This is a genomic window from Bifidobacterium sp. SO1 (assembly GCF_018555335.1).
Lineage (GTDB): Bacteria > Actinomycetota > Actinomycetes > Actinomycetales > Bifidobacteriaceae > Bifidobacterium > Bifidobacterium simiiventris.
Genome location: NZ_JAFEJR010000004.1, coordinates 127,245 through 140,125, shown reverse-complemented (window position 1 = coordinate 140,125; position 12,881 = coordinate 127,245). Strand labels below are relative to the sequence as shown.

Below are 12,881 nucleotides of genomic sequence, written 5' to 3'. Positions count from 1 at the left end.
TATTGTAGCGGTATGCCTTACCTTGCGTTGTTGCCGAGTCTGATCTGTGGACTGGCGGTCAGTGTCGAAGACGTGCGCCACCGCCGCGTGCCGCGTGCGTGGATCGCGGTCGGCGTTCTGACGCAATTGGCGGCAAACGTTGTCTATGCTTTGGCGATCAACAGTCTGTTCGTCGCCGTGCAGGCGCTGCTGTTCGCGGCTGTCGCGGCCGTGCTGCAATGTTTGCTCGCATTGGCGAAGCCGGGCGCGCTGGGATTCGGCGACGTGACCTGCACGCTGGCGGTCGGCCTGGGCGTGGGACTGCTCGGGCTGACCGCGATGGTCATCTGGTGGCTGGCGATGGGACTGGTCGGACTGGCATGGATGACGATATGGATACGATTCGACCCGCAATCCGATACGCCGTATGCCGGCAAGGTGCCGTTCGCTCCGGTGATCGTGATCGCGGGTCTTCTCGCGGCGTGTGCGGCGTCGCTGATCTAGTTCGCGTTCTCGTTATTGGTCTTGTACTCGTTCACGTACTGCTCGAACTGGCTGCTCTGCTCGTCCAGCGAGCCTGTCGTGAACTTCGTTTCGCCGGTTTTGAGGTTGACGGTGACGAAGTACAGCCAGTCGCCTTCTTCCGGATTCAGCGCGGCCTGGATGGCCTTGTCCGCCGGATTGCTGATCGGCGTGGGCGGCAGTCCTTTGTTCTGCCGCGTATTGTATGGGTTGCTGGCGTCGTCGAGCATGTCCTGCGTGATCATCGAGGGTTCGACGTCGTTGCCGTAGGCGACCGTCGAATCCATGCCGAGCGTCATGTCCTGCTCGAGCCGGTTCTCGATCACCCGCGTGACCTTACCGTAGTATTCGTCCTTGTTGACCTCCGCCTCGGCGATCGAGGCGATCGTCAGCACGCGATGCCGGTCGGCTGCCGCGACACCGAGCGAATCCAGCTTGGCGATGCGCGCGTCGACCATGTCCTTGACAACTTCGGACGCGCTGCGGTTCGTCACGGTATAGGTGCCAGGCTCCAGCCATCCTTCGAAACTGCCTTCGGCTTCGGCGGGCAGGATGCCGGAACCGTCTCCGGTGAGCACCGACGTGAAATCGTCGGCGTCGACCCCGTCGATCGCGGCCACGTTGGCCAGCACGGTGCTCACGCGCTCGCCCGGCTTGACCTCGAGGAATCCACCCGCCTTGCTTTGGTCGGACAGCACGGCCACTACGTCGGACGCCTTCATCTGATGCTTGAGTTGGTAGGTTCCCGGATACAGCGTGGCATTGGCCGACGCCACTGCGGAAGTGAACGCGGCGGACGATTTGACGATGTCCTGGCTGAGCAGGTTCTCACCGATCTCGGCGGGTCCTTGTCCCTGTTCGACCGTGAACGCAACCGACCCGGTGCCCGGACCGCTGTAGTCTTCGATGATCGTGGTCGTATCGCGCGTGGCGCTCCAAGTCTTGAGCTTGCCATAGCACAATGCGAAGCCGCTGATCGCCAAGACCACGACGACGATCGCGGCGATCACCGCGACAACCATCTTCTGCTGACGCTGCGCGCGGCGACGGCGCATCTCCTTACGCGACTTCGGCGGCTTCGGCGGAGCCGCGGCGCTCATGGACGCCCCTTTGTCGTCGACCCACTGGGTGTTATCGGAGAAGAAATTCTCGAAATCCTCAGCCATTGGACTGCTCCCGCCTGTGTTCCGTACCGTCTTCGCTATGCTTGGGCGCGTCTGTCCAGCGCCGTCTGCAATATCACCACGGCCGACTGCTGGTCCACGAACGGCCGATGCTTCTTCGTTTTCAATTGCGCCTGCTGCAGCTGCCGGTGCGCGCTGACCGTGGTCAGCCGCTCGTCGAGCAGGTCTATCTCGGGAACCGACTCGATGTCACATTCCCCGTCGTCAATCAGCCGTTGGATGCGGGTGGCGAGATTCGCCGCCCACCGTCGGGCCTTTTTCGCGCTTTTGCCTTCCGTGCCGTCCAGCATCAGCGGCAGCCCTACCACGACGTGTTCCACCGATTCGTCTTCGATGACGTCGATGACCTCGTCAAGGGCCTGAAAAGAGTCTCCATACACCCGCACGTTGCCCGCGGGGTGCGCGAGGGTGAGCTCCGGGTCGGACAATGCAAGTCCGACCCGGGCGTCACCCAGATCAACACCGAGCCATACCACTAGGCGGTTCAGCCCTTCTGTGCCTCGTTCTTCAGCGCGGCGACTGCCTCGTCGATCTTCGAGGCGTCGGCGCCGCCGCCCTGGGCGAAGTCCGGCTTGCCGCCGCCACCGCCGCCGAGGATCTTGGATGCGCCGCGCACGAGGTCACCGGCCTTGATGCCGGCCTTGCGGGCGGCTTCGTTGGTGGCCACGGCGACCATCGGCTTGTCGTCTTCGGACACGCCGGCGAGGGCCACCACGACCGGGGCCTCGTCGCCGAGCTGGGCACGCACGTCGAGCACGGTCTTGCGCAGTGCATCGAACGAGCCGAAGTGGCCGACGTTCTTTGCAGCGACCTTGATCGGGGCCGCGGAGGCGCGGGTTTCGGCGACGAGCGCCGGCATGGCCGCGGCCAGCTGGCTTTCGTACATGGCCGCGAGACGGCGATCGGATTCCTTGAGCTTGGCGAGCAGCGTGTTCACGCGTTCGGCCAGCTCGTCGGGACGGGCGTTGAGCTTGTCGCTCAGCTGGGAGACGAGCGCGTGCTCGCGAGCGTTGAAGTCGTACGCTCCAGCGCCCACGAGCGCGTCGACACGACGCACGCCGGAGCCGATGGACGCTTCGGACATGATGTTGACCATGCCGATCTTGCCGACGTGGTCGACGTGGGTGCCGCCGCACAGCTCACGGCTCCAACCGTCCTCGCCGATGGAGACGACGCGCACGATGTCACCGTACTTCTCGCCGAACAGGTGCATCGCGCCGAGCGCGATCGCGTCGTCAAACTTCATCTCGCGCGTGGTGACGGCGAGGTTGTCGCGCAACTTCTCGTTGACGCGGGCCTCGACGGCATTCATCACGGACTTCGACGGGGCCTTGGACCACTGGAAGTCGAAGCGCAGACGGTTCGGGGCGTCCTCGGAACCACGCTGGGTGGCCTGCGGGCCGAGCTCCTCGCGCAGCGCCTTGTGCACCATGTGCGTGGCGGTGTGCGAGCGGGCGATGGCGCCGCGGCGATCGAGGTCGATGCTGGCGCTGACCGGCGCGCCGACGCGCAGCGTGCCTTCGGTCAGGCGGCACTGGTGGACGGTCAGGCCCTTGATCGGCTTCTGCACGTCGTCCACTTCGAGCACGGCGCCGTCGTCGGTCAGGATCTCGCCCTGGTCGGCGAGCTGGCCGCCGGCCTCCGCATAGAACGGGGTGCGGTCGAGGATGACCTCGACGTTCGCCGGGGCCATGACGACCGGCACGGAACCCTTGCCTTCCTGCATGATGCCGAGCACGGTGCCGCGGGCGGAGTATTCGGTGTAGCCGAGGAAGTCGATCGGCTTGACGAGCGTCTTCTTGAAGTCGTCGTAGACGGACAGGTCCACGTTGTGGCGCTTCTTGAGCGCGTCGGCGCGGGCGCGGGACTTCTGTTCAGCCATGAGCTCGCGGAACTTGGCCTCGTCGACCTTGACGCCCTGGTCGGCGGCCATTTCGAGGGTCAGCTCGATCGGGAAGCCGTAGGTGTCGTGCAGCGTGAACGCGTCGGCGCCGGAGACGGTGGCGTCGACGCCGGATTCCTTGGCCTTCTTGACGGCCACGTCGAGAATCTGGATGCCGTTGTCGAGCGTGCGGCGGAACGCGTCCTCCTCGCCGTAGGCGGCTTCGGACACGTCGTGGAACGTGTCGTTGAGCTCCGGGTAGCTGGCGACCATCGCGTCCTTGGACACGGGCAGCAGCTCGGGGATGACCGGATCAGTCACGCCGAGCACGCGCATGGCCTGGATGGTGCGGCGCAGCAGACGGCGCAGCACATAGCCGCGACCGACGTTGGACGGACGCACGCCGTCGGACATGATCATCAGGGCGGAACGCACGTGGTCGGCCACGACGCGGAACTTCACGTCGGCCTTCTCGTCCTCGCCATACTTGCGACCCGACAGGCGTTCGGCGGCCTCGATGACCGGGAAGACCTCATCGGTCTCGTAGATGTTCTGCTTGCCCTGCATCAGGTAAGCGAGGCGCTCAAGGCCGGCACCGGTATCGATGTTCTTGTTCTCGAGCTCGCCGACGATGTGCAGGTCGGTCTTGGACTTGACGTTGTCGACCTCGTAGTTCTCGAACACGAGATCCCAGATCTCGATATAGCGGTTCTCGTCGGCGATCGGGCCGCCCTCGACGCCGTATTCGGGGCCACGGTCGACGTAGATCTCGGAGCACGGGCCACCGGGGCCGGGGCCGCCGGTGGTCCAGAAGTTGTCTTCCATGCCCATGATCTGGATGTGCTCGGGGTCGACGCCCTCGTTCTTCCACATCGAGCGGGCTTCCTCGTCGTCGGTGAACGTGGTCATCCACAGCTTCTCCGGGTCGAAGCCGTAGCCGCCCTGTTCGCGCGGGGTGGTCAGCAGCTCCCACGCGTAGTGGATGGCCTCCTCCTTGAAGTAGTCGCCGAAGGAGAAGTTGCCGAGCATCTGGAAGAAGGTGCCGTGACGGGTGGTCTTGCCGACCTCGTCGATGTCGAGCGTGCGCACGCACTTCTGGTTGGAGGCCATACGGTGCTTCGGCGGGGTCTGCTCGCCCATGAGGTACGGGATGAACGGCACCATGCCGGCGATGGTGAACAGCGTCGTCGGGTTCGGCGAGATCAGGGATGCCGAGGGCACGATGAGATGGTCGTGCTTGCCGAAATAGTCAAGATAGCGCTTCGCGATTTCTGAAGTGCGCATTGGTGGTTTGAACTCCTTGTTTTTGGACGGGACCTCGATGCGAGCCGCCCGGATGTTTGCGTTGCCGTCCGATAGGGCTGTGCTGGATGGAAGACTGCGGAACGCCTACGGCTACCGGTCCGCGCGCTCCGTATAGGTCTTGGTCAGTTCAGCCTCGCGGGCTCGGCGGGTCGCGTTGAATTCGTTGACCAGTCCTTCGAGCGTGCGCATGGTCACGTGGTCCTGATCGGGGCCGAGCACGAACTGGCGCATCACGTCGGGCGTGTTCGCCTTTACATAGGCGTTCGCCTTCGATACCGCGATCACTCCGGCCGCGAAACCGAGTCCGATCCAGAAGAGTCGTTTGAACATCACTCCCCCTTGGTCGTCTTGCCGGCCGACTGCTTCGCGAGGAAGGAGCGCGCCGTGGACTTGAGCGCGTAGGTGGCGGAGACGATCTTGATGATGGGCTTGCCGAGGAACGAGCCGTACAGGTCGGTCAGCGCGCCGACGTTGTTGGCCGTGGTGGATGCGGCGGCGGAGATGCGGTTGACGTCCTCGAGGGACTTGTTCACCTGCTTGACGGTGGTCACGCCCTCGTCAAGCGCGGGAATCGCATGCTCGCCCGACTCCCTGACCGTCTCGGAGATCTGATCGAACAGTTTGCCGAGGCGGATCAGCGGGTAGATCATGAATCCCGCAAGCACGGCGAACGCGATCGCGGCGATCAGTCCGGCGATTTCTCCTACACCCATCTGAACCTCTTTCCTGCATCACGGCATGGCCGTGCACACAATACCCGCACAAGCCTAGCCAACGGGCGCGACGCACGCAAGCGCCGCGGAATGCTCACTGGTTGTATCGCACGATCGTGAGTGCCTGATCGAACGGCTTCGTCGTATCGAAGTCGACGTCGGTGACCGACCCGTTGGCGGGCCGCTCGCTCAAGTCGAGATCGTCGCTGCCGAAGCGGTGGGCGAGGCTGAGCAGCGTGTTGCCGTGGGAGATCTGCAGGACGTCGTCGCCGTCCTTGAGACTGGGGTTGGCAGCGATCAGTGCGAACGCGCCCTCGACGCGGCTCCAGTATTCGGCGTCGGATTCCGCATCGTGGAACGGGTCGGCTTCCTTGAGGAAGTCGCGCGTGGCGGCGAGGCCGAACTTGGCGACGATGTCGTTGTAGTTCTTCGCACCGTGGGGACCGCCGGCGGCCGTCCAGGCGAGCGACATGTCCTGGCCTTCGAAGTAGCCGTAGCACTGTTCGCGGAAGTGTATGTCCGAGACGAGTTCGGGGCGCGCGTGCCCGGCGGCCTCGTTGATGTCGAGGATGCGGGCGGCGGTGATCTGCGCGCGCGACGTATCGGAACAGTATGCGGCGGCGAAATCGTAGTGTTCAAGCTTGTGCCCGGCCTTGTCGGCGTCGGCGAGTCCGGATTCGGTGAGCGGCGCGTTGCACCAGCCCTGCAGTCGGTTGTAGCGGTTGAACGTGGTCTGCCCGTGGCGGACCAGATGCAGATGCAGAATCATGGTTCGATTATGGCACCGCATGTGGTCGTGCCGCGGATGCCGGGTCGCGGGCCCTCACACGACTCTTGGCCGGATACACGAACGCCCCGGGGCGTATGCCACGGGGCGTTCGTGCGTATGTATGTCCTTAAGCTGTAAATTCTTACAGGGTGAAGAGGATCCAGATCAGCGAGCGTAGAACTCGACGACGTACTGGATGTTGACCTGAACCGGGATCTCCTCGGCTTCGGGCTTGCGGGTCAGGGTCGCCTTCAGGGAGGCGAGGTTCACGTCGAGGTAGCCGGGAACCGCGGGCAGCACGTCACGGTGCACGCCTTCGGCGGCGATCTGGAACGGAACCATGGTCTGGCTCTTGGCCTTCACCTGGATGGTCTGGCCGGGCTTGACGCGGTAGGACGGGCGATCCACGATGTTGCCGTCGACGAGGATGTGACGGTGCACCACGAACTGACGGGCCTGGGCGGTGGTGCGGGCGATGCCGGCACGCAGAACCAGGTTGTCGAGACGGGTCTCGAGATCGGTCAGCATGGCGTTGCCGGTCTGGCCGGCGGTGCGGGTGGCCTCGTCGTAAGCGCGGCGCAGCTGCTTCTCGGACACGCCGTACTGGGCGCGCAGACGCTGCTTCTCGCGCAGACGCACCGCGTAATCGGACTCGGTGCGACGGCGGGTGCGGCCGTGCTCACCCGGAGCGTACGGGCGCTTTTCGAAGATGCGCTGAGCCTTCGGGGTCAGTGCGATGCCGAGGGCGCGGGACAGGCGCACCTGACGGCGGGAACGCTGAACGTTCGTCATTGGTTTATTCCTTTGGTTGTTCTGTCGTTGTCTGAACGGAACGCGGGCATCGGGTGACGCCCCCGCTGAGCCGGCCTCTCCAGCGCTTGTCTCGCGCGACGCGCGAACGACAGGGAATCTTGCGGTTCCCGGTCGCCGACCCGCTGACGGGCTAAGGCTCCCAGACGGTATGGCCTGACGGCACACACCAAATGTCGACTATACACAGGAGGTGCGGACAGACCATGTCGACCCGTGCCGCCGGCCACTCGGCTATGCCTCCGTGAGCACGCCGCGATCCATCCGGTAGGTGCGGTCGACATAGCCGAGCGCGTCCGGATCGTGCGTGACCATGAGCACGGCGGTACCCGCATCGGCGGTTTCACGCAGTAGTGTCATGACGATGGCCGTGCTCTCCGCATCCAGGTCGCCGGTCGGCTCGTCGGCGATGAGCAGTGTCGGTCGGTTCATCAGTGCACGGGCGATCGACACGCGACGCATCTCGCCGCCGGAAAGCTCCTTCGGATAACAGTCGGCCAGATCGGACACCTGCAACGCGTCGAGCAGCGTGCGGGCGCGTCGCGTGACCGCATCCTCGGTCTGCGTCTCGTGTCCGGCCGGCGCGATCACATCAGGCATGTCCGGATCGGGTTCTGGCGCGTCCTGCGGCATGTCATCGCCGGATCGCGCATCTCCGGCGCCGTCATCGGCCGCCGGCTCCCCCATCATCACGGCCGGCAGGATCACGTTGTCCAGCACCGTCAGGTTCGCCAGCAGCGTGGCCGACTGGGTGACGAATCCGATCGTGCGGTTGCGCAGCCGCGCCATGTCACGGTCGTTCAGCGAGCCGACCATGCGGCCGTCGACGCTCACCGTGCCCGAAGTCGGCTTGAGCAGTCCGGTGACGAGGTTGAGCAGCGTGCTTTTGCCGTTGCCGGACCGGCCGACGATCGCGACGAACTCACCTCGGTCGACGCTCAGGTTGACATGGTCGACGGCCGCGAACGCGCTGCCGCGTCGTGTGAAGGTGCGGGTCAGATCATGGATGTCCAGTACCGCCATGTTCACTCCCCCTCACGCAGCGTCAGATACGTTTCCGGCGCGGACAGTTTCACGGCGGTCACGATCGACGCGATCAGGCCGGTCGCCACGGCGAACAGCAGTCCCGCCGCGATCAATACGAACACGGTCACGACTCCGGTCTGCAAATAGGGCAGTTGCAGCTGTTTGCCGATCAACGTGTTGAACGGCAGAATTGCCAGCGTCGCGGCGGCGATGCCTGCCACACCGCCGATGAGGCCGATCGTCGCGGATTCCCTGACGATCAGGCCGACGAGCATGCCGCGCGTGGCTCCCATGATGCGGTAGGCGGCGAACTCGCGTTTGCGTTCGTTCATCGCGGAGGCGAACACCGCGAGCAGTACGATCAGTCCCATCGTCCAGAACACGGCGAGGAACAGGCCCGCATAGCCGACGAGCGCGTCGAGGTTGGCGCGCGTGGTGGCCGTTACGCCGCCCGGATACACGTAGCCGAGGGTGCTGATGCCGCTGGCCTTGGCGATGTTGTCGGCCACGGCGTGCGCGTCGTAGCCGTCCGCGGTTTTGATGAGCACCGCGGAGACGGCCGTGTCGGCGTATTCCTGAGGGATGGCGGCGTGACCAACCTTGGCGGAGTACGAGACGACGTCGGGGATGGTGGTCTCGTTGACGAACACCGAATTGTCGAGGCTGGTGCCGGTGGACGCGAGTTGCGCGGCGACGGGGAAATCGTGGTTGTACAGTCTGATCGTGCCGTTTTCGGACACGTTGATGTTCGCGCCGGCGACGACTTCGCCGTTCTTGAGCGTGCCGTCGTACTGCGAGGTGATCCACGGTTCGATGACGAAGTCGGTGGCCGGGTCGAAGCCGATGATCTGCACCTTTTCGTCGCAGCAGGCGGCGGCGAGCGACGAGATGTACGTCTGTGCGGTCGCCTGGCCGATGCCGTCGGCCTTGGAGACGAGACCCGCGATGTCGTTGGTGAAGTAGAACGTGCTCGAGCTTCCGCTGGTGAGCAGCGCCTCGGCTTTGGCCCCGGTGTTCTGCGGCACAACCATGAGGTCGGCTCCCATGCGTTCCTGCATACTGTCCAAGCCGGTTCTCAGGTTCGTCGCGAGCAGCGCGCCGCCGTAGAACGCGACGGTGAGCATGGTGACGACGATGACGAGCGCGGCCGTACGGAACGGCTTGCGTTTGAGATTCTCGAAGGGCAGTCGCCCGAGGGTGATGCGGGGCATGATCACCGCGCCGTCTTGGTGCCGCGGATGTCCAACCACACCGCGATGGCGGCGAAGATGATCATGAGCACGCCGAGCACGATGAGCGTGGGCAGGGTGACCATATGGCAGTGCATCATCGCGCCCTTGCACACGCCGATGAGCACGGTCGGCACGGCGATGACGAGCGCGGCGTTAAGCGCGACCGCGATGTTGAGGCCGGCACGCACCTTGGGTTCGACGAACAGGCCGATCACGCCGAGCAGCGCGATGACGACGCCGAGGCCGAGTGCGGCCTGCGCGGTGTAGTGGCAGGCCATCTTCATGCCGTCCTCCACCTTGCATACGTAGGCGAAGGTCTGCGGGGCGATGGCGATCAGCGTGCCGAGCACGATGGCGGGCAGGGTGGCGAACAGTTTGCGGGTCATGTCTTCCTCTCGTAGATGTCTGCGAACTGTGCAGATTATTCCAGTAACGAAATGGAAAAACAAGACTTGACTTATCCGCTTTTTCTGCTACATCACCGCCGCGAAGACTCCTATCGAAATCTCGCTAGAGCTTTTCAATAGGAGCAACACGCAGCATCAGGCGCTTGACGCCGGCGGAGCCGAAATCGACGGTGATGATCGAGTTGCGGCCCTTGTCCTGAGTGTCGACGATCTTGCCCAGACCGTACTGGTCGTGCGTGATGCGGTCGCCGACATGGAAATCGGCGATGTTGAGCTGATTGTCCTTGTTCAGTGACGACGAGGGCACGCCGGACGACGAACCGGCGCTCTTCGGCGCGACGCGACGCGTGGTCACCTTGCCGCCGCGCGACGAACCCGAGCCGGACGATGAACCATAGCGCGAACCGTATCGGGACGACGAGCCGGAACCGTACGACGAACGCGAGCCGCCGGTCGAGCCGGAACCGTACCGGCCGGATGTTCCCGAACCGTACGACGAGCCGGAACCGTAGGACGACGATCCATACGAGGACCCGCCGTAGGTCGAACGCCCCGACGAGCCGTATCCGCGCGCCCCGTACGACGAGCCCCTGTCATATGACGAGGAACCGGAACCGTACAACGAACCGCCGAATGTGGTGCCCGAACCGAAGTCATCGTCGCCCCAGCCGCCGAACTCGTCGTCGTCGCCGAAGCCGCCCTGCCAGCCGCCGCGCATACGCTCGACGCCGGCCTCGCGCCGCTTCCAGTCGATCAGCCCGTCCGGAATCTCGTCGAGGAACTGGCTCGGCATCATCTCGTTGGCCTGCCCCCACTGGGCGCGCACGGCGGCGCGCGTCACATACAGCCGCCGCTTGGCGCGCGTGATGCCCACATATGCAAGCCGCCGCTCCTCGGCCAGCTCGCTGGTGTCCTCGAGCGCGCGAGAATGCGGGAACGTGCCCTGTTCCATGCCGGTCAGGAACACGACTGGGTATTCGAGGCCCTTGGCTGTGTGCAACGTCATGAGCGTCACCTTGCCGGAATCCTCGCCTTCGGCGGGCAGCTGGTCGGAATCGGCCACCAGCGCGGTCGTTTCAAGGAACCCGGCCAGTGTCGCGTCCGGCGTGTTCTGCTCAAATTCGGCCGCCACGGACTGCAGCTGCGACAGGTTCTCGACGCGCGAGGCGTCCTGCGGGTCCTCGGATTTCTTGAGTTCGTCGAGCAGTCCGGATTTCTCGAGTACTTCGGCCACGATCATGCTCGGCTTGTTGGCCGGGTCGGCCGCGAACGTACGCAGCCCGTCCATGAGGTCGCGGAACGCGCGCAGCTGGTTCGCGGTGCGGGTCGGCACGCCTTCGATCTGGTCGAGCCGTTCGATCGCCCCATAGAACGGGATCGCGTGCGCGTCGGCATAGTCTGCCATCACCGCTTCGGCCCGCGCACCCAGTCCGCGTTTGGGCACGTTGAGGATGCGCCGCATGTTCACGTTGTCGGCCGGGTTGACGATGGCCTGCAGGTAGGCGATCGCGTCCTTGATCTCGCGACGTTCGTAGAATCGCGTACCGCCGACCAGCTGGTACGGCAGCCCGGCGTTGATGAGGCCTTCTTCCAGCGAGCGCGACTGCGCGTTGGCGCGGTACATGATCGCCATGTCCGAGTATGGGATGCCTTCCTCGCCGTGCAGCCGGGCGATCTCGTTGGCGATCCAGCCGGCCTCCTGCTGCGCGTTGTCGGCCGCATAGCCGACGATCGGCTCGCCTTTGCCGAGCGCGGTCCACAGTTTCTTCGGCTTGCGTCCCTCGTTGCGGGCGATCACCGCGTTCGCCGCGTCGAGGATGGTCTGCGTGGACCGGTAGTTCTGTTCGAGCATGATGGTCTTCGCGTTCGGGAAGTCCTGTTCGAAGTCCTGGATGTTGCGGATGTCCGCGCCGCGGAACGCGTAGATCGACTGGTCGGAGTCGCCGACGACGGTGATCCATGCCTGGCCGTCGCGGCCGGCGTTGCGCGGGGTCTGGACGGGCTGCTGCATGGCACGAACGGGTGCGGGCGGCGCGGCGGCTGGCATCATCGGCAACGCGGTTTCGTCTCCCCAGCCGCCCCAGTCGTCCCATTCGTCCTGCGGTGCGGGAGACATCACCGGCATCGGCTGCGCGACGGGAGCCGCTACGGGGGATGCCACGGAGGAAACGGCTCCCTGCGCCATGCCGGAGTGCTGCACGGCATCGACGCCGGCCAGCTCGCGTACCAGCACGTACTGCGCGTGATTCGTGTCCTGGTACTCGTCGACGAGGATGTACCGGAACTTGTGGCGGTAGTAGTCGGCGACGGCCGGGTCGGTGCGCAGCAGTTCGACGGTGCGGCCGATCAGATCGTCGAAGTCGACGGCGTTCGCGGCGGCGAGACGGTGCTGGTATTCGGCGTAGATGACCGCGTACAGCGCTTCGACGTCGCCGGGATTGCCAATCCGGTATCCACGCTGGCCGGGTTTGTAGTCGGGCGCATGCTGCTTGAGCCGACTCTGCCAGCTTTCGAGATTGTTCTTGTAGTCCGAGATGCGGCTCAGGATCGCACGCGGCGTGTAGCGTTTGACGTCCACGTTGAGGTCGGCGGCGATGAGCTTGACAAGCCGCTCGCAATCAGCCGTATCGTAGATCGAGAATCCGGAGTTGAGTCCGATGGCTTTGCCATCGCGGCGCAGGATGCGCACGCAGGCCGAATGGAACGTGGACACCCACATGCGTTCGGCGACCGGACCGATAAGCGTGGCGAGGCGTTCGCGCATTTCGGCCGCGGCCTTGTTGGTGAACGTGATGGCGAGAATCTGACTCGGCCATGCGTTGAACTGGCTAAGGATGTAGGCGATGCGCCGAGTGAGCACACGCGTCTTGCCCGAGCCGGCGCCAGCGCCGATGAGCAGCGCCGGCCCGCGGTATTGGACGGCTTCGGCCTGCTGAGGGTTGAGATCGCCCACGAGTTCGTCTGCGGTTCGTGCGATGAGATCCGGATCCTGCTGCACGCTGCTCCCCTTCACGTTCGTTCGGTTCGTTGCGCCGTTTTCGGCCTTACTTGT

General features: G+C 64.7%; 12 protein-coding genes. 1 reads left to right on the top strand and 11 read right to left on the bottom strand.

Features of this window, described 5'->3' with window-relative positions:
- Positions 1-12 precede the first annotated feature (12 nt).
- Positions 13-483 (top strand): prepilin peptidase, encoded by a 471-nt coding sequence (locus JS541_RS05575; RefSeq protein WP_214373490.1) that lies wholly within the window; start codon positions 13-15, stop codon positions 481-483.
- Here JS541_RS05575 and mltG read toward each other — a convergent pair.
- The 11 genes from mltG to JS541_RS05520 all read right to left on the bottom strand — a co-directional run bounded on the left by mltG (position 480) and on the right by JS541_RS05520 (position 12,827).
- Positions 480-1,667 carry an endolytic transglycosylase MltG gene (gene mltG / locus JS541_RS05570; protein ID WP_214373489.1) on the bottom strand — a complete coding sequence of 396 codons (1,188 nt, stop codon included), beginning with the start codon at positions 1,665-1,667 and terminating at the stop codon, positions 480-482. The genes JS541_RS05575 and mltG overlap by 4 nt on opposite strands.
- Positions 1,668-1,702: 35 nt before the next feature.
- Entirely contained in the window at positions 1,703-2,161 is a 459-nt protein-coding gene (gene ruvX, locus JS541_RS05565) for a Holliday junction resolvase RuvX (RefSeq protein ID WP_214373488.1), read from the bottom strand.
- An 8-nt stretch (positions 2,162-2,169) separates the two neighbouring features.
- A complete protein-coding gene (gene alaS / locus JS541_RS05560; protein ID WP_214373487.1) occupies positions 2,170-4,851 on the bottom strand; it encodes an alanine--tRNA ligase in 2,682 nt (893 codons plus the stop codon).
- A gap of 111 nt (positions 4,852-4,962) precedes the next feature.
- Positions 4,963-5,202, bottom strand: a complete 240-nt coding sequence (locus JS541_RS05555) for a hypothetical protein (RefSeq protein ID WP_214373486.1) — start codon at positions 5,200-5,202, stop codon at positions 4,963-4,965.
- Positions 5,202-5,585: a DUF948 domain-containing protein gene (locus tag JS541_RS05550; RefSeq protein ID WP_214373485.1), complete on the bottom strand. Its 384-nt coding sequence runs from the start codon at positions 5,583-5,585 to the stop codon at positions 5,202-5,204. Before JS541_RS05550 ends, JS541_RS05555 begins: the two co-directional genes overlap by 1 nt.
- 94 nt (positions 5,586-5,679) lie before the next feature.
- The gene (locus JS541_RS05545; protein WP_214373484.1) at positions 5,680-6,354 is read right to left on the bottom strand and encodes a phosphoglycerate mutase family protein; all 675 of its coding nucleotides are present in this window, start codon (positions 6,352-6,354) and stop codon (positions 5,680-5,682) included.
- 165 nt (positions 6,355-6,519) lie between these two features.
- Complete coding sequence (rpsD, locus tag JS541_RS05540; protein ID WP_214373483.1) at positions 6,520-7,146, bottom strand: 30S ribosomal protein S4; 627 nt, start codon at positions 7,144-7,146, stop codon at positions 6,520-6,522.
- Positions 7,147-7,398: 252 nt separating this feature from the next.
- The gene (locus JS541_RS05535) at positions 7,399-8,187 is read right to left on the bottom strand and encodes an ABC transporter ATP-binding protein (protein WP_214373482.1); all 789 of its coding nucleotides are present in this window, start codon (positions 8,185-8,187) and stop codon (positions 7,399-7,401) included.
- A 2-nt stretch (positions 8,188-8,189) separates the two neighbouring features.
- Positions 8,190-9,401 (bottom strand): ABC transporter permease, encoded by a 1,212-nt coding sequence (locus tag JS541_RS05530; protein WP_214373481.1) that lies wholly within the window; start codon positions 9,399-9,401, stop codon positions 8,190-8,192.
- Positions 9,402-9,403: 2 nt separating this feature from the next.
- On the bottom strand, positions 9,404-9,808 hold the full coding sequence (locus JS541_RS05525) for a DUF4418 family protein (RefSeq protein ID WP_214373480.1): 405 nt from the start codon (positions 9,806-9,808) through the stop codon (positions 9,404-9,406).
- A gap of 124 nt (positions 9,809-9,932) precedes the next feature.
- Positions 9,933-12,827 (bottom strand): UvrD-helicase domain-containing protein, encoded by a 2,895-nt coding sequence (locus JS541_RS05520; RefSeq protein WP_338023568.1) that lies wholly within the window; start codon positions 12,825-12,827, stop codon positions 9,933-9,935.
- Positions 12,828-12,881 lie beyond the last annotated feature (54 nt).

Coding starts and splice junctions, on each gene's coding strand:
- JS541_RS05575 (WP_214373490.1), top strand. CDS start 13: ATGCCTTACCTTGCGTTGTTGCCGAGTCTGATCTGTGGACTGGCGGTC.
- mltG (WP_214373489.1), bottom strand. CDS start 1,667: ATGGCTGAGGATTTCGAGAATTTCTTCTCCGATAACACCCAGTGGGTC.
- alaS (WP_214373487.1), bottom strand. CDS start 4,851: ATGCGCACTTCAGAAATCGCGAAGCGCTATCTTGACTATTTCGGCAAG.
- JS541_RS05555 (WP_214373486.1), bottom strand. CDS start 5,202: ATGTTCAAACGACTCTTCTGGATCGGACTCGGTTTCGCGGCCGGAGTG.
- JS541_RS05550 (WP_214373485.1), bottom strand. CDS start 5,585: ATGGGTGTAGGAGAAATCGCCGGACTGATCGCCGCGATCGCGTTCGCC.
- JS541_RS05545 (WP_214373484.1), bottom strand. CDS start 6,354: ATGATTCTGCATCTGCATCTGGTCCGCCACGGGCAGACCACGTTCAAC.
- rpsD (WP_214373483.1), bottom strand. CDS start 7,146: ATGACGAACGTTCAGCGTTCCCGCCGTCAGGTGCGCCTGTCCCGCGCC.
- JS541_RS05535 (WP_214373482.1), bottom strand. CDS start 8,187: ATGGCGGTACTGGACATCCATGATCTGACCCGCACCTTCACACGACGC.
- JS541_RS05530 (WP_214373481.1), bottom strand. CDS start 9,401: ATGCCCCGCATCACCCTCGGGCGACTGCCCTTCGAGAATCTCAAACGC.
- JS541_RS05525 (WP_214373480.1), bottom strand. CDS start 9,808: ATGACCCGCAAACTGTTCGCCACCCTGCCCGCCATCGTGCTCGGCACG.